Genomic DNA, 20,225 nt, shown 5'->3' with positions numbered 1-20,225 from the left:
TCCGGCCAATGGCCGGAAGCTCTGGCCGGAGTGAATTCATGTTAGAAATTACCAACCTGGTAAAGCGATACGGGCACAATGAGCCGGTGCTAAAAGGCCTGGATCTTGAGGTTGACGGCAGCAGCGTCGTTTCCATCGTCGGCGCTTCGGGCGCGGGGAAAAGCACGCTACTGCGCTGCATCAACCGGCTGGTTGAACCCACATCGGGTTCGATCAAGTTGAATGGCCACCAACTGGTCAATCTTCGCGGCAGCGAATTACGACATTCCCGCCGGCGTATCGGCATGGTTTTTCAGGGGTTTAACCTGATTGATCGCTTGACGGTCATGGAGAACGTACTGTCCGGGCGTCTGGGCTATGTGTCACTGTTCCAGGCCCTGACCCGCCGCTTCCCTCAGTCGGATATCGATCGCGCCTTCCACCTGATGGAGCGCGTGGGTATCGCCCACTACGCCAATAATCGAGCCGACCAGTTGTCCGGGGGTGAACGGCAACGGGTAGCCGTAGTGCGGGCACTGATGCAGGAGCCGGAGATTCTGCTGGCGGATGAGCCAACCGCGTCGCTGGACCCCAAAACCTCTCAGCAGATCATGAGCCTGCTCCAAACCCTGGCCAGCGAAATGTCGCTGCCGGTGCTGATCAACATCCACAACGTCACTCAGGCGCGGATGTACACGGATCGCATTGTGGGTATGCGGCACGGTCAGATGATTTTTGACGGTTCGCCCAAGGACTTCAACCAGGATGCGCTGGATGCCATTTACGGCGGCATTGAGTCCCCGGACGAGGATGCGGCTGAGGCCGGCGCCCAAACCCAGGAGGCGACCGTATGACCACCAGCAGAACTGCAACCGACATGACGTCGGGCAGGGTCTGGAAGAAGCCCCCGTTCATAGCCAACCCCTGGCTCCGCTATGGCTTGATCGCCGTTACCCTGACTTATCTCTACTGGGCTTTCTCCACGCTGCCCTTCGATTGGGCGCGAATTTCCGAGGGCCTGCCCCGAGCCGCCAAAATATTCGGTGGAGCCTTTCCTCCCAGCTTTGAGCGTGCCGGACTCTTGTGGACCGGCTTCAAGGAAAGCTTCCAGATTGCATTCCTGGCAACCCTGCTTGGGGTGTTTCTGTCGATACCTATTGCGGTGATGGCTGCCAAAAACGTGGCTCCGAAGCCAGTCTATCTGGTGGGGCGCGCTATCATCATTATCTCCCGCAGCTTCCACCCGGTCATCGTGGCCATCCTGTTTGTGGCGGCCGTCGGGTTTGGCCCCATGGCAGGCATTCTGACCCTGACACTCTATTCCATCGGGTTCGTGGCCAAACTGTTGGCCGAAGAAATCGAAGAAATCGACTGGGGCCAGGTGGAAGCCATGCGCTCCGTCGGCGCAGGATATCTGAAGATGCTGATCTACGGCGTGTTTCCGCAGATCATGCCACGCCAGATTGGGCTATCCATGTACCAGCTCGACAGCAACCTGCGCGCTTCTGCGGTGGTTGGCATTGTCGGAGCAGGCGGTATTGGCGGCACACTGATGAATGCGTTCGGACGTTACGATTACGACTTCGCCTTTGCCATTCTGCTGATGATTATTGGCATCATTCTGGTCAGCGAAGGCATAAGCGGATGGGTGAGGAAAAAAGTATGGTAGATCACGCTGCGAAACTGACTGACCGTGTTTGGTCCCGCTACGACCGGAAAGAACAGTGGACCCGCTATGGGATCTACCTGGTAACCCTGATTGCGATTGTCTGGGCGGTGCGTGACATCGACATTTTCTGGCCCTGGGTGTGGGACGCCCCCAACCAGATCCAGAACCTGGGTGCACGCATGTGGCCACCGGAGTTCAGCACCTGGAATGCCATCTTCGCGGCCATGCTGGAAACCGTACACATTGCCACCCTGTCTACCATGCTCACGATATTCATTGCCCTGCCGGTGTCCTATATCGCGGCGCAGAACACCACACCGAACAAGGCCACCCTGTGGCTCGGTCGGTTTATTCTTGTGTCCAGCCGCTCAGTAAACACCATCATCTGGGCCCTGCTGTTCGTCGCCATTTTCGGCCCTGGGGTACTTGCGGGCATTCTGGCGGTTATGTTCCGGTCAATCGGTTTCATTGGTAAACTGATGGGCGAGGCTATCGAGGAGATCGATCGCCGCCCCGTCGAAGCTATGCAGGCAACCGGCGCCAGCAAAATGAAAGTAGTGCTGTACGCGATCGTGCCGCAGGTAATGCCAGCCTTTTTTGCCATCATCATCCTGCGCTGGGATATCAACATCCGTGAATCCACCGTGCTTGGTTTGGTGGGCGCCGGTGGCATCGGAGTGCTGCTGCAAGGATCTATCGACCTGTTTGCCTGGCAGACGGTGGCCACGATTCTGCTCGCTATTGTGGTGTTGGTGATTCTGGGCGAAGCACTAACCAGCGCCTTGCGCAAGAAAGTTATCTGACGCGGAAAACCCAGTCCATGACAAACAGCTTTAACTTTGGCCAAGCGGACGTATTGTTCACCGACGTGGACGATACCCTGACCACCGATGGTCAATTGCTGCCAGAAACCTATCTGGCCCTTTGTCGGCTGGCAGCGGCTGGTATTCGCGTGATTCCGGTGACCGGGGGTTGCGCCGGCTGGTGCGACCAGATCATCAGAACGTGGCCGGTCACTGCCGTAATTGGTGAAGGCGGCGCCTTCTACGCCGAGCGGACCGCCCCCCAGACGGTCCGCTGGCACTACTGGAACGACGCAGCCAGCCATAAGCGCGACCAAGAGACCATACTAACTGCAGTCGCCGCACTGGATCTGGACTTCGAGCCACAACTCGCCAGCGACCAGGCCTTCCGCTATGTCGATGTAGCGGTCGACTACAACCAGCAGCAGTCTTTAAGCTCAGAGCAAGTAGCGGTTCTTCATAATGCTCTGGTTGGCCGGGGCTTCAACGTTCGGCAAAGCTCGATCCACCTCAACGTCTGGCTCGGCGATTTTGACAAGTCCACGATGGCCGTGCGTGTAGGGCAGGAAGTGCTGGGACTGGATCTGCAGGCGTTGCAACAGCGCGCAGTTTTCATTGGTGACGCACCCAATGACGAAAGCATGTTTCGATGTTTTCCACTAAGTGTTGGTGTGGCAAACATTCGCAAGCATCTGCCCGGGATGGCCCATCGGCCGGCCGCCGTTGTCAGCCAGCGTTCCGGGCTGGGCTTCGCGGAAATGGCCGAAAACTGGCTGAGGCAACGGACCGAATCCGACCTGCCGCAGGCCGAAACACATCCTGTGTGATCAAGCCAGGGGTAATGGACCGAGTATCTAATCTGATGGGCGCCAAAGATCGGCAAAAAAGCATTCTGGATTGGGTGAACGAGCAGAAGCATGTCGAGGTTGAAGACATTGCCCAACGCTTTGGAGTCACCACCCAAACCATTCGCCGAGACATCAACAAACTGTGCGAACAGGGTGTGCTACGTCGCCGTTATGGCGGCGTCAGCCTACCGGCCAGTGCCACGGTTTCTCCCGTTGAAAACGCGCGGATCCATCATCATGCCACCAAGCAGCAGATGGCTCAGCGGGTTGCAATGGATATTCCTGAAGGCGCCACCGTCAGCCTGGGAGTCGGCAGCACCATCGAACTGGTGGCGAAAGCGCTGATTCATCATCAGTCACTGCGCATCCTGACCAACAATCTCAGTGTGGCCTCTGCGCTTTCCGGCAATTCCGGCATCGAAGTCATCGTTTCCGGTGGGCAATACCGGCACAACCACCATGATGTGGTCGGGCCGGAAGTGACCGGATTTTTCAGCTCCTTCATCACCGACTTTGGCATCATCAGCACCGGTAGCATGGACCCACAGCATGGCCTGATGGATTTTGATATCCGCGAGGCCGAAGTCAGCCGGGCCATCATTTCCAACACCCGGTCACGCTTGCTGGTGGCCAACCATAGCAAATGGACCCAAAGCTCTCATTGTAAAGTCGCCTCATTCAAGTATGTGGATCGCTTCTACACCGACTTCATTAGTGCCGGAAAACAGATAGGCCTGCCTGCGTCGCTTGAAATCATCGAGTGTGTTGGAGCTTAACGAGTCCGAACATTCGCGTCTCCACGAGTCCTGACTTAGCCCCGAAAAACCGTTTGAAGAAATGCGGTGCAGTGAATTTCTCCTACTTACCCCTTCCAGATTCCCAGCATTGCGCCTGCACCCAGAACGAGCGCCCCGCCGACTTCCCCGACGATCAGCAACAGCATGAAGAACCCGGTCACCCAGGACGGCAACTGCCGCTTACCCAGGCGGTGGGGCCGGCGCAATTGGTTGTCTGTATCCTGAAGCAGGCCGTGAATCACATAGGTACCAATTGCAAAGGCGAAAAACACCAGTGCAGCCACGGCGGCAGTCGTGTTAACCCAATCAGCCAGCACACTATGAGCGCTGAACGCCGCCAGCAGCAGCGCCGCAAAGCTGTAGAGCAGCGAACTGCGGTGAGCGATATCCACATATACCGGCGAGGTAGCGTCCTCACTCCGCGCCATATGCCGGTATTTCCAAATGCCGGTAAGCAGGCCTGTCATAAAAAACAGGAAAGCCGCTGAAAGGCAGATTTTTTCAGCCAGAGACATGCCGTCGCTCCGTGGTTATTATTAACAGGCTGAATTATGCCACTGGAAAGACGGTGCGGTAGGATAAAACAGGAAACACCTATCTTTCGGCCTTTGATGACCAGTTGATTCCCCATGACACGATCCAAACGCATCTACCTCGCCGGCCCGGAAGTCTTTTCCCCGGCAGCAGCCCGCTTCAGCTTTGCCAGAAAGCCTTGCTACGCTCATCCATTGGGAAAAAATGCTCGATCCGCAAGTTCTGTGCGGTGACATCCAAAGGCGTGCCTATCGTTGCAATGGTCGAAAAGATTCTAAGCTGCTGATCTCCTAGGTTCAGGGTAAAAGGAATCGCCGGGTAGTCGAGATGTTCCACCACGTGGCTTTTCCAGTTCTGCGGAACGCCGGGCAGAGTCAAGGCATGCTCCAGCAATCGGTTGGGCTGGTCCCGGAAGGGGCCGGCTAGATGCTCATGGTAGACCCGCTGCAGCATGTGGCATGCGATGTTTTCCCAATCTCCCACAAAGGGTTTCATGCCCTCGTTGTCCAACAGCGATAGCAGAAAGTTCGGCCTTGCGGGAAAGTGAGCGCCCAGTTCCATCATTCTTACCATCATCGCCTGCATGGCTGTGTTGGCCATCACCAGATAGTACTCGTGATCAAAGACAACCGCCGGGTACGGCAGGTGCGCCTGCAAGAGGTGATCAAGCGCTTCTTTGATCATTGCCATGCCTGGCGCGTTCAAATCCTGATCGCTGTAAACCTGGCTGTAACCCGCCGCAGACAGCAGGCGGTTGGTCGCCGCCAGATCCGTCTGAAGCATCTGCGCCAAATGCAGAACCATGCCCTTACTGGGCTGGCTTCGGCCCGTTTCCAGAAAGCTGATGTGCTTCGCCGATACTTCGCATTCCAGGGCGAAATCCATCTGGCTCAACCGTTTACCCTGCCGCATTTCTCTAAAAAGCGTACCGAAGGCGCTCATGGTAGTTCCTGTGAATATTCGAGTGTTCAGCGATTATCTTCCTCAAGGGTGTGCTTCACCATTACCTCACAGGTAATTGTGCCCATCACCGCCCAGGTAGATGCTTTGTAGCGTAGTCCAACACATTGTGAAACCCGATTGAGGTGATCCTATGAAAAACTTCGTCCGTCAATTCAGCGTAAAACAGATCGTCCTGAGCGATGTTTTCCTCTCTACGCCACTGGCATTGGCACTGATCCTGGCCGCAGAGCCGATCGCCGAGCTAGCGGGAGGGCCAGGTGCAACCTTCTATCTGGTGGTGGGCATAGTGATGCTGCTCTGGTGCGTGGATATGGCCGCTATGGCCATGAACGCACGGTGGCTGGAGAAATACTTCAACCTGATGATGGTTGTGGATGTTAGCTGGGCCCTGCTGTCTCTCGCCTTGATGGTGTGGTTTGCGGACAGCCTGCAGGCGTTGGGTTGGGTGCTGTTCGCAGTGAACATTCTTGTTCCACTGGACATGGCGTGGATGAAACGGGTTGCTGGCAGTAAACCTCTTGAACCTGCATTCAGCTAGCCTTCGAAGCACCGGGTAGCGGCAACTCCTGTCGCTACCCGCCTGCTCAGAAGTAGCCCAATAGCCTGCCAAGAGTCAGCGCACTCATCCAGAACACCAGAGACATCAAGGCACCTGCCCTCAAGGGCAAAGGCATGGAAGCACCCATTGGGAGGCTCCGTATATCCCGGCGCTTTAACACCCGAGCAAGTAGCAACGCGTTTGACACTCCCAACAGGACAACCACCATCTTGACCCGGAACAACATCGACCCGGCGTAGTCCACCGCCGCTGTGGCGAATAGAAGCGAACCACAGACCACCGCTAACCCCAAACCAAACGCGGAGGTGACTCGAAGCACATCGACAAACACCATCACAGGGTAGCGGCGCCAGAGCCCCAGCAAACGCAGATCCAGCGGCACAATTCCACCAATCAGCAGGGCAACACCAAGAATATGCCCGGCGTTGATCAGCGGGTATGCGAGGGTGGAATTGCGCAGCGCCGATACAAAGGCCAGGTTTTCAACAAAGACCAGCGCCGGCTCAATCATTCCCAGGCTCAGGAATCACGACCGGGATACAAGTCGTAGTTCGTCCCATCGATGACAATCCGCTCGGCCTTGACCAACCGTTCGCCCTCTTTGGCGGAACGGTGACCGTGCACGGTCATTTCCCGGCCGACGCTCAAAATCTCTTTACTGAGCCCGACACGGTCGTTCCGCCAGGGTTGACCGACTTCCACAACCCACGCCTCGCCATCAACGTCTATCGTGACCTCGCCATGGGGATTACCAAGGCGCATCGACTGGATAGTACCGGTGATTTCAAATTCCTCGTCCGTGGCCCAGGCCCAACCGTGATGAGCATGAGCGGCAGAGGCAGCGAGAACAGCAACAAGAAACGCAAAACCGAGCAGGTGGGTAAAACGAACGTGAGGCATAGTGAGTCCTCTCATTGCGGGTTTTCAAAGATGAAGAGCAACGACCGACGGTTAAAACCGGATGATGTCGTTACCCTGTTCGTGCAGCCAACGCCGCCAGTCCAAATCCAACATACTGACTCCGCCGATGTAATTATCATCCACCAGGTAGTATGCGAGAGTGCGGTCACCCCGGTTGAAGTTGTGCATCAGCCGCACCACGAAGTTGCGGCGGGTCGGTTTGGAGAGCAGGAAACTCAGGAATTGACCGGACTGAGCCCTCAAACTCCCATGCCCCGACAGCTCTGAATGGCGCCACTTATAACTGGATAATTTCAGAAACTGTGAAATGCCCGTTAAACGGCCCTGTTCACGGGCCTGGGCAACCACCCAACTGTTTTCCTGATGACGTTCAAAGTACAGGCCCGATTCATCACGTTCCAGCATTTCCATCTGCTCGGCAAGCCCCTCATTCAACCAGAGCGGCGCATAAGGAACTATGGTATCGACAACCGCGTGGCTCACCTCATGCTTGATCGTTTCAAAGGTGCGGCTTCGGTTTTCCTGCACATAGACGACTATCTGGTGTTCGGAAGGTATATACAGGCCGTATGAAGCAACCGCCAGACCTCTGTTCCGGCGAACAAGGTAGTTTCGGTATTCAGCCTTGTCCTTGAACATCAATATATTGACCGGAACCGTCCTGTACATATCAAAGGACATCACGCGATCAAAGAACTCGTAGACGTTGTTCACGCCATCAACAATCTGCTGATTTTCCTCTTCACTCAGCTCTACATCGACGGCTTTAATCTTGATATCAAAACGCGACCACTTCGACGCGCCAGGCTTCACGCTGACAACTTCCTGCTCAACGCGATGATCTTCCCGATCGCTGAAATGAATCTTCCCGTCTTCATCCACCCATTTATAAATCTTTGCATGACCAGAGACTGCAAAGATCATAGAGAGTAGAAAAACAAGGACTGGGTTTACGACTTTCATTAACGCTTTAATCCCTGCGCTTCAGAACCAGATCTGCCCCGGTGACTATTTCACGCTAATCTGCTTCGGGCCCGCTGAGGTTTCTTGGCCACTCTTACCCTTACCTACGTACTCAACGGCCCCACCAGCCTTTAAAAAAGCTGCCGTCTGCTCTTCAATGGTGGCAGAGGTTAATGTCACTTTCTCGGGCTTCTTGCTCATGGTGTTCTCCACGTTAACTGTTGGCTTATCCAACAACTAAACACCCATGATATATGAAATAGGAAAAAAGTGTTTGGATGCACTTCAGCGCCGGTAACGTGCCGCGATGAAGTGGTCCATTGAACACCAACCCGGCCCGTAAGCCATCAGATAAAGCAGCACCGCCGCCCATACCCCGTGCGTTGGCCAGGCACCGGGATAGACGAATATCTGGATGGTCAGTGTCATCACCAGCAGAGCCAGCGCCGAGAAACGCGTAGCCAGTCCCAACAAGAGCAGAATCGGAAACAGATGCTCGGCGAACGCCGCCATCAAGGCCGCCAGCTCGGGGGCGATCAACGGCAGACTGTACTCCTCCTTGAACAGAAAGAGCGCGCTGTCCGACAACCGTGGTACCCCCAGGCTGAACTCACCGGAGACAACGTCGATGGCCAGCCCTTCAATTTTGGTCTGGCCTGACTTCCAGAACACGCCGGCAATCGAAAAGCGGGCGATCATTGCGATCAGCGTGTCCGGAATGCGTCCGAAAAGGGCGGTTGCCTGATTGATCAAGCCTGGCAGGACACCCTTGCCAGCTGAGGTTTCAGTCGAGTTTTCCATGATCATCTCCGGGGTAAAGGGTGGTAATGATCTGCCAGCGCAGCATAAGGGTCAGTGCTGCAACAAGATCAAAACCGGGCTCGCATGCCTTGGCGTCCTGTTCAGCCTGCGACAACGTTTCCTTCTGTATCAGTCGATCCATAAAAACGCCGGTGGCCTCTGCGATATCGATGCACTGGACTTCCAGCCCGGAACGCAGCACCAATACGGATTCTGGTTGCAGGGGCTCGACACGGGCCAGTTCAGGGGTTGCCTGCTGGTGCGCGGCCCATAGCGAAAGCACGGCGAACCGTGATTGCAGCACCGCCACCGAGGGATGGATATCCATGCGAAGCCCGGGTAGCCGATGGGGAGCAGACAGCACTCCGGTTATGTCCTCCGTGCCAAGCGACTCAACATCGGCAGAATGGAATGCGTCGAGTCGTAGTCTTTCGAGCCGGGCCACGTCGGCCAGATAGGGTACTGATGATGCCGGGCTAAAGGTGTCGATAAAGGCCGGAAATTCGCGCCCGTAGAAGGTCAGGATTTGCGAACGCGGTGGTTGCGCCACCACAAACACCCTGGCCATGGCGCGGAAGAAGGCTTCGCCAACCAGTTGTTGGCAAACAGGAAACGTGGCAGCGAGTGCATCAATCAGTGATACCACGATGTTGTTGCGATACACCGCAAAGCGCTGGTTCGGATCGGAACCGTTCCACGCCCGTAACCCGTCCGGGCAGGGTTGCGCCGGATCAAGCAATGCGCTGGCGAATACTGTCTGCTCACTCACGTTGGCCTCCTGCTTCAACAAGGTACGAGTCGGCGAGATTGACCTCGGCCAGCAAAACGTCAAATGGTGGAATGTCGTTATCGCGTTCGATCAGCGTGGCAGTCGGCCCCATTTGCTCAAGTACTTCGGTATAGAGTGCCCACACGTCTTGCGCAACGGGTGCGCTATGGCTGTCTATAAGCAGCGGGTCGCCGTTGGCATCGGCCTGGGAGGCAAAACCACCAAGGTGAATCTGCTCCGCCCGGTCAAGCGGTAATGCACGGATATAAGCCCCGGGCTCGCGGTGATGGTTGATGCACGAAACATAAGCGTTGTTGACGTCGAGCAGTAGGCCACAGCCCGTGCGACGTATTACTTCGCTGATGAAGTCGGTCTCCGACAGGGTCGAGGTCGAGAACTCCAGATAGGTCGCCGGGTTCTCCAGCAACATGCGGCAACCCAGATGCGTCTGCACCTGATCGATGTGGTCACACACACGGTTCAGGGTGGTGGCCGTGTATGGCAGCGGCAACAGATCATTGAGAAAGAAGTCACCATGACTCGACCAGGCCAGGTGCTCAGAAAAAACCTGCGGCGCATAACGGTCAATCAGCACCGCCAGCGCATCAAGATGTGTTTTGTCCAGGGGAGCGTCGGCTCCGATCGAGAGCCCTACCCCATGCAATGACAACGGGTAGTGCTCACGAATTTTCCCCAGATAATGGTGCATAGGGCCACCCGGAACCATGTAGTTCTCGGCATGAACCTCAAAGAAACCAATGTCTGGGCCCGATTCCAGAATGTTCCGAAAGTGCTCTGGTTTCAGGCCCAAGCCTGCCCGTGAGGGCAGCATTGCTACTTCTCCTCGAAGGCTTCGAGTTGTCCGAAGCCTGTGGGTGAAGTCGGGGATGCGGTCTCCTCGCAAGTGCCTTTCGGAACCAGCGTCCAGGCATTCCCTTGATAATCGATAGTGGACGTGCCCGCACAGGTAGTGCCCGGCCCGGCGGCGCAGTCGTTCTTACCGGCGAGCGAAACTCCATAGCACTTTTCCATGCCCTCCGCGTGGGCAACGTCCGGAACGGCAGCGATGGAGATCGCAGAACCCAGGGCGAGTGCCATGGCAGCAGCGGTCATGGTGCGGGTGGTGTTGGTTTCGGTGATCTCGGACTGTGAGATTTTGGATTTGGACATGTCAGACTCCTGAATTTTACGGTCGGCCAAAGCACGCCGATAAGGGTTTCGGTGTCACTCAAACAGGCCCCGGCTTGACCTCCGACAACAGCCCATCCGCCAGCCAACGCGCCAGCCAGGTGCCAATCGACGCGTCAATACTGGTATTCGGATAGCCTTCTGCGAGTTGCTCACACACTTGTGCAAAACCAAGCCCCTCAAGCAGGCCCTTAAGTGCGGCATACTCATCCGACTCAAGTGTGCGAAAGTAGCTTCGCTGGTCGCTGCGCCAGAACAGGTGCCCTACCGGCTCGTTCAGCTTTTCGGCGACGGGCGGCGTCTGTTTCTGATCCAGCGCATGCCAGATTTCCAGTGCGTTCCACTCGAACTGAGCGAGCGAAACGGACGGGTGGAAGACGAATCCCAGCGATGCCCACTGCGCCTCGCCGACATTTGCCAATTGCTCACCGGTGAGAATGGCGGCATTCGGTGCATCGAAGGCGCTGTGGAGCCTCCAGTCCATGGTTGCCAGCTCGGCGATTTCCGGATCGGAAGACAAAGCTTGCTGCAAAAAGCGTGGGAAGTTGCGGCCATGGTCGCCCAGATTCGGCGAGTGCGATGGATTCGTCTCGGTGTAGCGAGTGCAAATTGCGTCGAATGCGTCGTCACCGAGATAGGCCCAGGTCTGCTCAAAAGCAGACTGGAGCGCCTCGTTCATCCGCGAGCGATAGCCAGAATGGTAGATATGCAGGCGCCGCTTACTCTGGTCAGAAGCACCGCCCGTCAGCTCGGAAAGAATGTCGTCCGAAACACCATCGCCCAAAACATAGTTTTGCAGTCCCGCTTGCAGATCGGCTAACGAACGAGGGGCGTAATCAGTCATGCGTATGCCTCCTCTCGATCCCACACAGGGGTGTGACGAGCTGCCACGGCCCTCACCCGGTCGAGTTCCACGATCAGGTCCTCCAGCGGCGGAATTGAATCGTCGCGCTCGATCATCGTGCTGACCGGCCCGAAGCGACGGCATGCATAGGCGTAGAGATCAAACACTTCGTCGGGTACCGGCGCATCGTGGGTATCGATGATGACGTCACCCAGGTTTGAGTGCCCGGCCACATGAATCTGCTGGATGCGGTGCGCTGGCACGCCGTCGATGAAGTCACGCGGGTCGAAGCCGTGGTTCATACCGCTTACGTAGATGTTGTTTACATCAAGTAGCAGCAAGCAGTCGGCTTCCTCCGCAAGGGCGGTCAGAAACGCCCATTCGCTCATCTCTGAACTGGCGTAATCGATATAGCTTGAAACGTTTTCCAGCACCAGACGGCGCCCAAGCGTTTCCTGCACCTCGCGAACGCGCGCGGCAACGTGTCGCAAGGCTTCTTCGGTATAAGGTAAGGGAAAAAGATCGTGCAGGTTCGTGCCGTGCACACCGGTCCAACATAAGTGATCAGAAACCCACATCGGTTGGATACGGTCCGCAAGCGCTTTCAGGCGCTGCAGATAGCCATGGTCTAAGGGAGATACAGAACCAATTGACATCGACACACCATGCATCGCGATTGGGTAGTCGGCGCGAATCCTGTCGAGCATCGCAAGCGGCTTTCCGCCCTGGACCATGTAATTTTCGGAGATGACCTCGAGCCAATCCACCGCCTGCGGCTGGGCAAGAAAGCTGTTGTAATGACGCGGGCGCAAACCCAGCCCAAAACCCTGGAACGGCTCACGGAGACTGTTCTCCAGCCCATTCGGTTTGGCTTTGGCAGAGTGATTCATCATCCGTTAAATCTCCCGTTGAAAACCCGGGGCGCGCCGGAACGCGCCTCCGGACAAACACATTTGATCTGGCCTACTCAGCCCAGATCGCCAATCACACCACCTTCCGACAGGCATTCGCTTGCTGACATCCCCTTGAAGCCTTGGGCCTTGCACGCGTTCTGTCCTTTACAGGCATTTTCGGTGGTTTTGCAGTCGGCCGTTCCCTTACAGGAGTTCACCCCGTAGCAATGCACTTTATCGCTGCCGGAGACCGCCGCACCGCTGGAGCCGGCAGGTGGTTCAGCGGCATAGGCCAATCCTGAAGTCGCGAAGGCGGCGGCGAGAGCTGCAATGCGGGCACCGTTTAGCATCGTGTTCATATCTGTTTCCTTTTCATCTATGAGTTCGGAGCGGCAGGTAACCATTCAGCATGTGTTTCCCGCCTGAATAAATAGTGCGCTGCATGGGCCGACCAGATCATCACGGAATGGTCACGAGAGTGTCACCATTGTCATAACATGGTCTCAGGTAAGCGAAATCACGAGGATCAGGCCGATCAGGGCCTCGACTGGCAACAATTGGGATCTTGTATTAGTTTGAAAGATGTCAGGGGTATCAATCCTTAATACCCTCAAGCTCCGCCCTACTCCGGTCTTCCAAAGTTGAACTCCAACCAGGAAAAAGGATTTCCAAATGTGCCATTCACGCCCTGCCTCACTGCTCATCGTTCTGTCATTTCTCTTATCGATCTCTGCCTGTGGTGGAGGAGGCGGCGGAGGTGGTAGTGACGGAAGCGCTTCGTACACCATCGGCGGTACCGTAACCGGGGCTGTCAACTCCGGACTGGCGTTGGAAAACAACGGGGGTGACACCCTGGAGGTTGGAGGAGTCGACTTTGAATTTGCCACGAAACTGGCCGATGGCAGCAGTTATGACGTGACCCTGGCGACGCTACCCGAACACCAGCTCTGCTCAATGGAAAATGCGAGCGGCACGGTTGTCGGTGCCGATGTGAATGACGTCAGTGTGCTGTGTCGTTCCTGGCGCTCAGCAGCGTTGATCGAAACCGGCACCGGAGAGGCAGCCTCACCTCAGATCGCCTTCAACAATGACGGCAATGCCATCGCCGTATGGGTTCAATTCGACGGTACGCAGGACAACATCTGGGCGAGCATCTATTCGCCAGGTGGCGGCTGGAGCGCTGCTGTGGTGATCGGAGACGAGAACGGAGATGCCCGGGCTCCGCAGATTGCCATTGACGACGACGGCAATGCCATTGTCGTCTGGACCCAGCAAAGTACGTACTACAATGCCTGGATCAGACGTTATTCCCCAGACAGTGGCTGGAGCTCGGAGGGTCTGATCGAATTCAATGGCGGAGACGCATCCGATCCGCAAATCGCCATGAACAATGCCGGTAACGCCATCATCGTGTGGGTACAGAACGAGGCTCCACCCACCTCACCCAATCCACTCAACCTCTGGGCCAACACCTATACGCCAGGGGTTGGCTCGGGAACGGCGGAGCTGGTCGAAGCCGATGCAGGGTCTGCACAGGATCCACAAGTCGCCTTTGACAGCGCTGGCAACGCCATCGCTGTCTGGGAGCAGTACAACGGCAGTACGTGGTATGACATCCGGGCAAGCGTCTGGGCGCCGGGCAGCGGCTGGGCCATGCCGGAAGACATTGAAACCATCGATGACGGAAACTCATTTGACCCGCAGATCGTTATTGACGGCGACAACAACGCGACCGTCGTATGGACCAGCAGTGATGGCACCAGGTTCAATATATGGGCCAATAACTGGTCGCAGGCCGCCGGCTGGGGCTCGGAAGAACTCATCGAAACCGACAACGCAGGAGACGCGTTCGATCCGCAAATTGCGGTCGACAGCATGGGCAATGTGATTGCCGTATGGCGCCAGCGCCTCAGTGTTGGCACAGGGTACAGTACCGTGGCCAATACCTACTCGCCAAACGATGGCTGGAGTTCGGCGGCGCTCATCGAGGACCCCAGCAACGGAAGTGCCGGCAATCAGCAGATCGCATTCGATAACGAGGGCAACGCCATCGCAGTGTGGAGGAACTCCAACATCTGGGCGAACACCTGGTCGCCCATCAGCGGCTGGGACGCGGCGACCCTGATAGAAAACGACAATGCGGGGATTGCAGTCGAACCGCAGATTGCATTTGATGGGGCCAGCAACGCTATCGCGGTATGGGCTGAAAGCGATGGCACGCGAGACAATATCCGGGCCAACCAGTTTGAATGATCCCCCCCGTTCGAAAACCATATAACAATCATCTGCCGGCGAGACGCCCAACGGGCGCCTCGCCCGGTTTTCGGATAAGGGTTATCCGTTAGCCCCACGCTTGCTGTAGAAGGGCTCCAGAACCGGCTTGAGCCCTTTTGCATCATCTATAAACAGTTGCAAATGAGGGAAAGGAATCTCAATGCCGGCGGCATCCAGCGCCTCTTTCATCTGTTCCAGAACATCAGCCATGATTCTGGGCTGCACATCCAGATTATCGGGAGTAATCCACACCTTGGCTTCAAGGTTCACTGAAGAATCGCCCAGGCTTTTAAGCAGAACACGGGGCTCCATACCAGCACCCTGTAAAACTTCAGGGTGCGTCAGCAGAACCGGCATCAGCACATCCCTGGCGGCCTTCGCGGATTCTTTGTAAGCAATGCCCACCGGGATATTCAGGCGGGTAACCCCTTCTGCGCTGTAATTGATGATGTCGGATGACGCCACACTGTCGTTTGGAATCATCGCGAAGATATTATCCCGGGTGCGCAGCCAGGTGGTGCGCAAGGCAATCTTGACCACTTTGCCGTCTTGCCCGTTGATGGTCACCCAATCACCAATGCGGAACGGCCTCTCAATCAGCAGGGTGATACCGGCAATGAAATTGGAGAGGGTTGATTGCGCCGCAAAGCCAACGGCGATACCGACGATCCCCAACCCCGCCACAATCGAAACCACATCGAAACCGAACTGGGCGAGCACCGTCACCACAGCCAGCGCTGAGACGACCACCGAAAACAGGTTCTCGACCAGCTGACGGATCGAAGGATCCATTTTGTAGCGCACCATGCTGTCCTTGATCAGGCGTGCCAGAACCAGCCAGGCCACATAGAAACCGAGGGCCATAAAGCCCGCCCTCGCCATCGCCTTGAGAACCTCAGGAGACGTCCCGAACTGTGCAAGAATGAAGACCAGCGCCCCTAACCCGGCCAGATAGCGCAGAGTGCTTCGCACCTGGAGGAACAGAGGTGTTTTGGCCCGCTGCTTACCCAAGACCAGCCGGATAGCACCTGTCACCACCAGATAGAACCCGAAAAACACCCCAAGATAGATTACAGAGACCAACAATTGGCCAAGCATCTGTACGACAAGCGCGCCCCAGTCCAAATCCTCACCTGACACGGCCAGGAAGGCATCGCCAATATTTCGCTGGAGCTGTTCAACCAGCTCGGTACCAAAGGATTCAGCCATCAGGTGTCTGCTCTTCTTTTGTTGTGGGGGTGGGCGTCACTTTATCGGATCTCTTGCTCATAATGATATGTAGGTTAACGTCAGCCTGTTTACCAATCATCAGCCATTGATCCTATCCGAAATGGTGGACCAACAGGTTCCTGGCTTCAGCCAACCGGTGGGCACGGATGTTTTCGACAGTCCAGGTTGACACAGTCCGAGGTTGGCTCAAGGATGGTTGTATGGCCAGACAAAAAAAAGAAACCGAAAACCAGAACAGCCGCGCGCCAACGGAACTTGTAAATGCATTTGACGATGCCGTTAGCCGCCTTGCTGCAATCAACGCGATCGAGGGCGTTTCGCCCGTATTCGAAGTAATTGATGCGGCAAGGCCCCTGGTGCTCAGCCCCGAAGGGCTGGACGCAATCTACGAACGCGTTCCGGCCATTGAATCCGCCGGGTTCTTTGGTGGCAGCGATTGGGACTACCCCCAGACACTGGTGCCTTCCCTGGCTGCGCGTACGGTCCGCCACGGGGAGCCCACCGCAACACTGGTCGAATGCCTGAGTCAGGTTCGCCTGTTGGCGGTCACCAAAGGCGACTACGTCCACGCTTCTATCTCGGCGGAACATGCCCATAATTTCCTCGCCCAGGTGATGGCGATGAACCTGGACCTGGTGGTCAGTGATGACCTGCAGGAGAGCGACCGGCTGCGGCCCGATCAGCTCGGCCATGCCGTGCAGAACCTGTATCACTACCTGCTCCAGCATCTGGGATACGATAACCTGCTGGAGCACCTGGTGGCCGAAGTCTGGCGGATTCTGGAGCAGCGCCCGGTGCAGGTTGAGGGCGTCAAACACATGGTGACCCAGATTGCTGTCTGCCTGGAAAAACCCGATGCCCTGGGCGGAGAAGTCGGCGACGACGCCCTGCAACTGATCAACGCCGTATTCAGCCCCACTGAAGGTTGCCGTGAAGACCCCGGTTTTGAAGTCTATTCCGAACGACTGGCGGACATGGACGATGCCGCCCTGATGCAGGAAGCCATCGCCTTTGCCCAGGCCATGCACAACACCGGCCTGGTGTCGGCCTACATGCCGGTGTTCATACGCTACCTGCGCGGGCGCTGGAACGCCCTGATCCCCACAGCCCTCGGGTTGAGCTACACCGGTGCCGATGCATTCCACTGCTACCCTGCACTGATTCACCGCCTGATCGACGACGCCGTGTTTCCGGAAACCAGTCAATGCACTTACGGCCTGGCCATGATGCTGGAGCGGGGCATTCTTTACTCGCCACCGGTAGCGCCATCCCTGTGGCGCCAGATACGCATGACGCTTTGTGACGCCGCAGCCGAGAAGATCGCGACGGTCTTCGGCAGCAGCCGTTCCCCCGAATGTTTTTTGCTTGCTGACGTACTCAACGTGTTGGGGCGGCCACTGGGCGTGGGCCAGGGAAACTACCCGACCTGCCAGTCCACCCGCGCCCTGTCCATGTGGGCGTACAACATGCCGGCAGAACTGCTGCGCATCCTTGCCTGGGCAGCGCGGGACGATGAGATCGTTATGCGCTTCGAAGGCAACAGCATTTCTTCAAAGGAGCTTGGCGCCGGACTGGCAACCGAACCGCCCGTGGATGTCGATGCCGTATCCCTGCTGACCGTGCCGCATCTGGACCGCATCTATTTTGAAATGGGGCGGCGCAGTATTGGCCGCGGAGAGGATCCCCATAAATGGGTCAACGCCGAGTTTCACGGCGACCACGTTGGCCACGGATTTCGCATCGCCGTGGACGTTTTCACCGGCGGCCTGAAGGACTTCGAAGGGTTTGTCCGGGATTTCTACGCCGCCTATCACCCGTTCTATAACGGCAACATTCCCGTGATCAATCCACAGCCGGCCGGTATCGCGGTGACCGACAGCGCCACGCGCTTTCTCGGCTGGCACGCCATCACCATCCAACGGCTCGCCATGGACCCCGACAAGACCATGCGCGTCTACTTTTTCAACCCCAACAACGACAGCGGCCAGAACTGGGGCCAGGGCGTCATCACCTCCACCCATGGCCACGGTGAACTCTTCGGCGAAGCCTCCTTACCGGTAGCCGAGTTCGTCTCCCGACTGTACGTGTTCCACTATGACCCGATAGAAAAAGGCGAGCCGGGCGACATCCCTGCCGATGAAGTCAACCGGGCCATGGACCTGGCCCGTGGCAGTTGGGCTTCGGGGCGGTAGACAACGCAATGTGCTGACCTTTCAAGAACCGCATCAGGCGCCAGCCTACGCTTTCCCAAGGCTCTGGACCACGCTCTCCAACGCCGGCCAGGTTCGCAATCTGGTAACAGTCCGCAAGTAAATCGTCCTCTCTCGAATCACATACGGCCCGAAAAGCTCGGCCGTCTCGTGCGACCCTGTTTGAAACTTGATAAGCGGAATCGGCAATGTTTCAAAAGCAAAGACTCACCCATCAGTCACGGGCTGTCATCACAGGCTCTGGAAGCGGCATCGGCAAAGCCCTCGCATTGGAGCTGGCCCGTCGCAAGGGGCTCATCGTCTGTTCGGACATCAGCCTGCAAGCGGCTGAGCAGACCGCCCGGGAGGTTCGGGCAGAAGGCGGCGAGGCCTGGGCTGTCGCCTGCGACGTTAGCGATCTGGCGCAGGTTGAGGCACTGGCCCAGCAAGCTCAGGAGCTACTGCCGCAACCCCTGAACCTGGTGATCAACAACGCCGGCATCGGTATCGGCGGCCAGAAGATCGGCGACGTCCCAATCGCGGATTGGACCTGGACCATCAACATCAACCTGTGGGGCGTTATCCACGGCTGCCACGTGTTCACGCCGCTTTTGAAGGGCCAGCCAGCCGCTGGCATTATCAATGTTGCCTCCACTGCGGCCTTCTCCGCGGCACCGTTGATGGGGCCCTATAACGCCACCAAAGCGGCCGCCCTGGCGATTTCGGAAACATTGGCCGCGGAGCTCTCCGAAACCAACGTTCAGGTCACCGCGCTCTGCCCCACCCTGGTGAAAACCAACATTGCCGCCAATGGCCGGATCACTGGCGATTCCGGTGCCCTGTTCAACCGGTTGATGGACCGTTTCGGAATGTCAGCCGAACAGGTGGCCAGAATCACCCTCAATGGCCTGGACCGGGGCCAGCTGTATGTGATGCCGCAACTGGACGCAAAACTGATCTGGCGCCTGAAACGACTGCTGCCAAGCGGCTACGCCGTCGGCACAGGCTTGCTGAACCGTTTTGTCAGTAGGACCGGGAGCGTAACCGAAGAAGAGACAACGAGAGGTAGACTCCATGGCTAAAATCGACCTGGACAAGATGTTGGAGAAGATCAAGAGCTCCCAGTGGTCACTGTCCGACGTGGATTGGGACGCACCGGGAGCCGAGCTGATAACCGCCGAACAGTGGCCCAAACTGAAAACCTTCATGGCCGACCTGATGTGGATCGAACATGTAGGTGCCCGCGCTTTCGCAGCCATGGCCAAGAAAGCACCGGATGACACGCTGCGGGAAATCTACACCTATTTCCACGCCGAAGAACAGCGCCACGCCAACGCCGAAATGGCGCTGATGAAGCGCTGGGGCATGCTGGAAGAAAACGAGCTGCCCGAGCCCAACAACAACCTGCGCCTGGTGATCGAGTGGCTGGACCGCTTTGCCGACGACCAGCCCGTGTACGTGCTGGGCACCGTGGTCCCCATGCTGGAGATTGCGCTTGATGGTGCCCTCTGCAAGTTTCTGCTGGAAACCGTGGACGACCCCGTCTGCCATCAGGCCTTTGAGCTGATCAACAACGACGAGTCCCGGCACCTTGGCGTTGGCTTCACGGTGATGGAAATGCAAGGCCATGGAAAAACCTACAGGGAACTGGCGCGTATGGTGGCCCAGTTGATGGACCCCCGGCTGATCCTCGGTATCGCTTCCTACTTTCCGTTGCTGAACAAGATGCGCGACAACATCATCGAAATGGGCCTGCCGGAAGAGAAACTGTACGCCGCCATGCAGAAATTCGAAAAGATTGGTGGCCGTTCAGAAGACGGCCGGCGCAACCCCTGGTTCCAGATCATCAAATACCACGGGCGTTTCGTGGTGGATCGGGGTAACCGGTTCTACCACAAGCCGATCGACGCCTTGGTCAAAGTGACCGACGCCATCCCCCGGCGCGCCTTCCCCGCTGTACCCAGCTGGGTGCGCGAAATCACCTACCAGACGACGGCCTGA

24 protein-coding genes are annotated in these 20,225 nt (G+C 57.0%); 10 read left to right on the top strand and 14 right to left on the bottom strand.

Annotated elements, in window-relative coordinates; genetic code table 11:
• Positions 1-38: 38 nt before the first annotated feature.
• The 5 genes from phnC to AXW11_RS01470 are packed head-to-tail and all read left to right on the top strand — an operon-like array spanning position 39 to position 4,075.
• Positions 39-833, top strand: a complete 795-nt coding sequence (phnC, locus tag AXW11_RS01490; RefSeq protein ID WP_040474321.1) for a phosphonate ABC transporter ATP-binding protein — start codon at positions 39-41, stop codon at positions 831-833.
• Positions 830-1,648 (top strand): phosphonate ABC transporter, permease protein PhnE, encoded by an 819-nt coding sequence (gene phnE / locus AXW11_RS01485; RefSeq protein WP_051947015.1) that lies wholly within the window; start codon positions 830-832, stop codon positions 1,646-1,648. Before phnC ends, phnE (AXW11_RS01485) begins: the two co-directional genes overlap by 4 nt.
• Positions 1,642-2,451 carry a phosphonate ABC transporter, permease protein PhnE gene (gene phnE / locus AXW11_RS01480; protein ID WP_007152720.1) on the top strand — a complete coding sequence of 270 codons (810 nt, stop codon included), beginning with the start codon at positions 1,642-1,644 and terminating at the stop codon, positions 2,449-2,451. Before phnE (AXW11_RS01485) ends, phnE (AXW11_RS01480) begins: the two co-directional genes overlap by 7 nt.
• A gap of 17 nt (positions 2,452-2,468) precedes the next feature.
• Complete coding sequence (locus tag AXW11_RS01475) at positions 2,469-3,278, top strand: HAD-IIB family hydrolase (RefSeq protein ID WP_091640780.1); 810 nt, start codon at positions 2,469-2,471, stop codon at positions 3,276-3,278.
• 14 nt (positions 3,279-3,292) lie between these two features.
• Positions 3,293-4,075 carry a DeoR/GlpR family DNA-binding transcription regulator gene (locus AXW11_RS01470; RefSeq protein WP_226909945.1) on the top strand — a complete coding sequence of 261 codons (783 nt, stop codon included), beginning with the start codon at positions 3,293-3,295 and terminating at the stop codon, positions 4,073-4,075.
• 86 nt (positions 4,076-4,161) lie between these two features.
• Here AXW11_RS01470 and AXW11_RS01465 read toward each other — a convergent pair whose 3' ends face one another.
• Positions 4,162-4,611 (bottom strand): hypothetical protein, encoded by a 450-nt coding sequence (locus AXW11_RS01465; RefSeq protein ID WP_041334120.1) that lies wholly within the window; start codon positions 4,609-4,611, stop codon positions 4,162-4,164.
• Positions 4,612-4,789: 178 nt separating this feature from the next.
• Complete coding sequence (locus AXW11_RS01460) at positions 4,790-5,572, bottom strand: helix-turn-helix domain-containing protein (protein WP_075196961.1); 783 nt, start codon at positions 5,570-5,572, stop codon at positions 4,790-4,792.
• A gap of 151 nt (positions 5,573-5,723) precedes the next feature.
• On the opposite strand from AXW11_RS01460, the gene AXW11_RS01455 reads away from it, so the two are divergent.
• A complete protein-coding gene (locus tag AXW11_RS01455; protein ID WP_041334118.1) occupies positions 5,724-6,131 on the top strand; it encodes a hypothetical protein in 408 nt (135 codons plus the stop codon).
• A gap of 46 nt (positions 6,132-6,177) precedes the next feature.
• Here the strand turns inward: AXW11_RS01455 and AXW11_RS01450 are convergent, their stop codons facing one another.
• From AXW11_RS01450 to bufA2, 11 genes are all read right to left on the bottom strand, one after another.
• Entirely contained in the window at positions 6,178-6,663 is a 486-nt protein-coding gene (locus AXW11_RS01450) for a hypothetical protein (RefSeq protein WP_036209231.1), read from the bottom strand.
• Between the two features lie 8 nt (positions 6,664-6,671).
• Positions 6,672-7,052: a DUF6152 family protein gene (locus tag AXW11_RS01445; RefSeq protein WP_007152727.1), complete on the bottom strand. Its 381-nt coding sequence runs from the start codon at positions 7,050-7,052 to the stop codon at positions 6,672-6,674.
• 51 nt (positions 7,053-7,103) lie between these two features.
• Positions 7,104-8,036 carry a DUF4124 domain-containing protein gene (locus tag AXW11_RS01440; RefSeq protein WP_041334116.1) on the bottom strand — a complete coding sequence of 311 codons (933 nt, stop codon included), beginning with the start codon at positions 8,034-8,036 and terminating at the stop codon, positions 7,104-7,106.
• Between the two features lie 45 nt (positions 8,037-8,081).
• Positions 8,082-8,237: a PFL_1563 family small protein gene (locus AXW11_RS01435; protein WP_007152729.1), complete on the bottom strand. Its 156-nt coding sequence runs from the start codon at positions 8,235-8,237 to the stop codon at positions 8,082-8,084.
• Between the two features lie 84 nt (positions 8,238-8,321).
• Positions 8,322-8,837 carry a DoxX family protein gene (locus tag AXW11_RS01430; protein WP_052479476.1) on the bottom strand — a complete coding sequence of 172 codons (516 nt, stop codon included), beginning with the start codon at positions 8,835-8,837 and terminating at the stop codon, positions 8,322-8,324.
• Entirely contained in the window at positions 8,821-9,606 is a 786-nt protein-coding gene (locus AXW11_RS01425) for an HvfC/BufC N-terminal domain-containing protein (RefSeq protein WP_075196957.1), read from the bottom strand. Before AXW11_RS01425 ends, AXW11_RS01430 begins: the two co-directional genes overlap by 17 nt.
• The gene (bufB, locus tag AXW11_RS01420; protein ID WP_007152732.1) at positions 9,599-10,438 is read right to left on the bottom strand and encodes an MNIO family bufferin maturase; all 840 of its coding nucleotides are present in this window, start codon (positions 10,436-10,438) and stop codon (positions 9,599-9,601) included. The genes AXW11_RS01425 and bufB (AXW11_RS01420) overlap by 8 nt, the downstream gene beginning before the upstream one ends.
• A 2-nt stretch (positions 10,439-10,440) precedes the next feature.
• Entirely contained in the window at positions 10,441-10,776 is a 336-nt protein-coding gene (locus AXW11_RS01415; protein WP_051947014.1) for a BufA1 family periplasmic bufferin-type metallophore, read from the bottom strand.
• A 58-nt stretch (positions 10,777-10,834) separates the two neighbouring features.
• Positions 10,835-11,638, bottom strand: a complete 804-nt coding sequence (locus AXW11_RS01410; RefSeq protein WP_041334115.1) for an HvfC/BufC N-terminal domain-containing protein — start codon at positions 11,636-11,638, stop codon at positions 10,835-10,837.
• On the bottom strand, positions 11,635-12,531 hold the full coding sequence (bufB, locus tag AXW11_RS01405; RefSeq protein WP_220387363.1) for an MNIO family bufferin maturase: 897 nt from the start codon (positions 12,529-12,531) through the stop codon (positions 11,635-11,637). The genes AXW11_RS01410 and bufB (AXW11_RS01405) overlap by 4 nt, the downstream gene beginning before the upstream one ends.
• 74 nt (positions 12,532-12,605) lie before the next feature.
• Positions 12,606-12,890 (bottom strand): BufA2 family periplasmic bufferin-type metallophore, encoded by a 285-nt coding sequence (gene bufA2, locus AXW11_RS01400; RefSeq protein WP_040474347.1) that lies wholly within the window; start codon positions 12,888-12,890, stop codon positions 12,606-12,608.
• 313 nt (positions 12,891-13,203) lie between these two features.
• Here bufA2 and AXW11_RS01395 point away from each other — a divergent pair, with 313 nt between their 5' ends.
• Positions 13,204-14,784 (top strand): hypothetical protein, encoded by a 1,581-nt coding sequence (locus AXW11_RS01395; RefSeq protein ID WP_091640774.1) that lies wholly within the window; start codon positions 13,204-13,206, stop codon positions 14,782-14,784.
• A gap of 81 nt (positions 14,785-14,865) precedes the next feature.
• On the opposite strand, the gene AXW11_RS01390 is transcribed toward AXW11_RS01395, so the two are convergent.
• Positions 14,866-16,014 (bottom strand): mechanosensitive ion channel family protein, encoded by a 1,149-nt coding sequence (locus AXW11_RS01390; RefSeq protein WP_091640771.1) that lies wholly within the window; start codon positions 16,012-16,014, stop codon positions 14,866-14,868.
• Between the two features lie 221 nt (positions 16,015-16,235).
• On the opposite strand from AXW11_RS01390, the gene AXW11_RS01385 reads away from it, so the two are divergent.
• From AXW11_RS01385 to AXW11_RS01375, 3 genes are all read left to right on the top strand, one after another.
• Positions 16,236-18,227 (top strand): hypothetical protein, encoded by a 1,992-nt coding sequence (locus tag AXW11_RS01385; protein WP_041334110.1) that lies wholly within the window; start codon positions 16,236-16,238, stop codon positions 18,225-18,227.
• 206 nt (positions 18,228-18,433) lie between these two features.
• Positions 18,434-19,306 (top strand): SDR family NAD(P)-dependent oxidoreductase, encoded by an 873-nt coding sequence (locus AXW11_RS01380; RefSeq protein WP_091640768.1) that lies wholly within the window; start codon positions 18,434-18,436, stop codon positions 19,304-19,306.
• Positions 19,299-20,225, top strand: a complete 927-nt coding sequence (locus AXW11_RS01375; protein WP_091640765.1) for a reductase — start codon at positions 19,299-19,301, stop codon at positions 20,223-20,225. The genes AXW11_RS01380 and AXW11_RS01375 overlap by 8 nt, the downstream gene beginning before the upstream one ends.

Origin of the sequence: Marinobacter sp. Hex_13 (genome assembly GCF_001566815.1) — a bacterium.
GTDB classification, from domain to species: Bacteria; Pseudomonadota; Gammaproteobacteria; order Pseudomonadales; family Oleiphilaceae; genus Marinobacter; species Marinobacter salarius.
This window is presented reverse-complemented; position numbering and strand designations above follow the sequence as displayed.

Excerpts from the sequence above, each read along its gene's own strand:
- phnC (WP_040474321.1), top strand. The coding sequence starts at position 39 with ATGTTAGAAATTACCAACCTGGTAAAGCGATACGGGCACAATGAGCCG.
- phnE (WP_051947015.1), top strand. The coding sequence starts at position 830 with ATGACCACCAGCAGAACTGCAACCGACATGACGTCGGGCAGGGTCTGG.
- phnE (WP_007152720.1), top strand. The coding sequence starts at position 1,642 with ATGGTAGATCACGCTGCGAAACTGACTGACCGTGTTTGGTCCCGCTAC.
- AXW11_RS01475 (WP_091640780.1), top strand. The coding sequence starts at position 2,469 with ATGACAAACAGCTTTAACTTTGGCCAAGCGGACGTATTGTTCACCGAC.
- AXW11_RS01470 (WP_226909945.1), top strand. The coding sequence starts at position 3,293 with ATGGACCGAGTATCTAATCTGATGGGCGCCAAAGATCGGCAAAAAAGC.
- AXW11_RS01465 (WP_041334120.1), bottom strand. The coding sequence starts at position 4,611 with ATGTCTCTGGCTGAAAAAATCTGCCTTTCAGCGGCTTTCCTGTTTTTT.
- AXW11_RS01460 (WP_075196961.1), bottom strand. The coding sequence starts at position 5,572 with ATGAGCGCCTTCGGTACGCTTTTTAGAGAAATGCGGCAGGGTAAACGG.
- AXW11_RS01455 (WP_041334118.1), top strand. The coding sequence starts at position 5,724 with ATGAAAAACTTCGTCCGTCAATTCAGCGTAAAACAGATCGTCCTGAGC.
- AXW11_RS01450 (WP_036209231.1), bottom strand. The coding sequence starts at position 6,663 with ATGATTGAGCCGGCGCTGGTCTTTGTTGAAAACCTGGCCTTTGTATCG.
- AXW11_RS01445 (WP_007152727.1), bottom strand. The coding sequence starts at position 7,052 with ATGCCTCACGTTCGTTTTACCCACCTGCTCGGTTTTGCGTTTCTTGTT.
- AXW11_RS01440 (WP_041334116.1), bottom strand. The coding sequence starts at position 8,036 with ATGAAAGTCGTAAACCCAGTCCTTGTTTTTCTACTCTCTATGATCTTT.
- AXW11_RS01435 (WP_007152729.1), bottom strand. The coding sequence starts at position 8,237 with ATGAGCAAGAAGCCCGAGAAAGTGACATTAACCTCTGCCACCATTGAA.
- AXW11_RS01430 (WP_052479476.1), bottom strand. The coding sequence starts at position 8,837 with ATGGAAAACTCGACTGAAACCTCAGCTGGCAAGGGTGTCCTGCCAGGC.
- bufB (WP_007152732.1), bottom strand. The coding sequence starts at position 10,438 with ATGCTGCCCTCACGGGCAGGCTTGGGCCTGAAACCAGAGCACTTTCGG.
- AXW11_RS01415 (WP_051947014.1), bottom strand. The coding sequence starts at position 10,776 with ATGTCCAAATCCAAAATCTCACAGTCCGAGATCACCGAAACCAACACC.
- AXW11_RS01410 (WP_041334115.1), bottom strand. The coding sequence starts at position 11,638 with ATGACTGATTACGCCCCTCGTTCGTTAGCCGATCTGCAAGCGGGACTG.
- bufB (WP_220387363.1), bottom strand. The coding sequence starts at position 12,531 with ATGATGAATCACTCTGCCAAAGCCAAACCGAATGGGCTGGAGAACAGT.
- bufA2 (WP_040474347.1), bottom strand. The coding sequence starts at position 12,890 with ATGAACACGATGCTAAACGGTGCCCGCATTGCAGCTCTCGCCGCCGCC.
- AXW11_RS01395 (WP_091640774.1), top strand. The coding sequence starts at position 13,204 with ATGTGCCATTCACGCCCTGCCTCACTGCTCATCGTTCTGTCATTTCTC.
- AXW11_RS01390 (WP_091640771.1), bottom strand. The coding sequence starts at position 16,014 with ATGGCTGAATCCTTTGGTACCGAGCTGGTTGAACAGCTCCAGCGAAAT.
- AXW11_RS01385 (WP_041334110.1), top strand. The coding sequence starts at position 16,236 with ATGGCCAGACAAAAAAAAGAAACCGAAAACCAGAACAGCCGCGCGCCA.
- AXW11_RS01380 (WP_091640768.1), top strand. The coding sequence starts at position 18,434 with ATGTTTCAAAAGCAAAGACTCACCCATCAGTCACGGGCTGTCATCACA.
- AXW11_RS01375 (WP_091640765.1), top strand. The coding sequence starts at position 19,299 with ATGGCTAAAATCGACCTGGACAAGATGTTGGAGAAGATCAAGAGCTCC.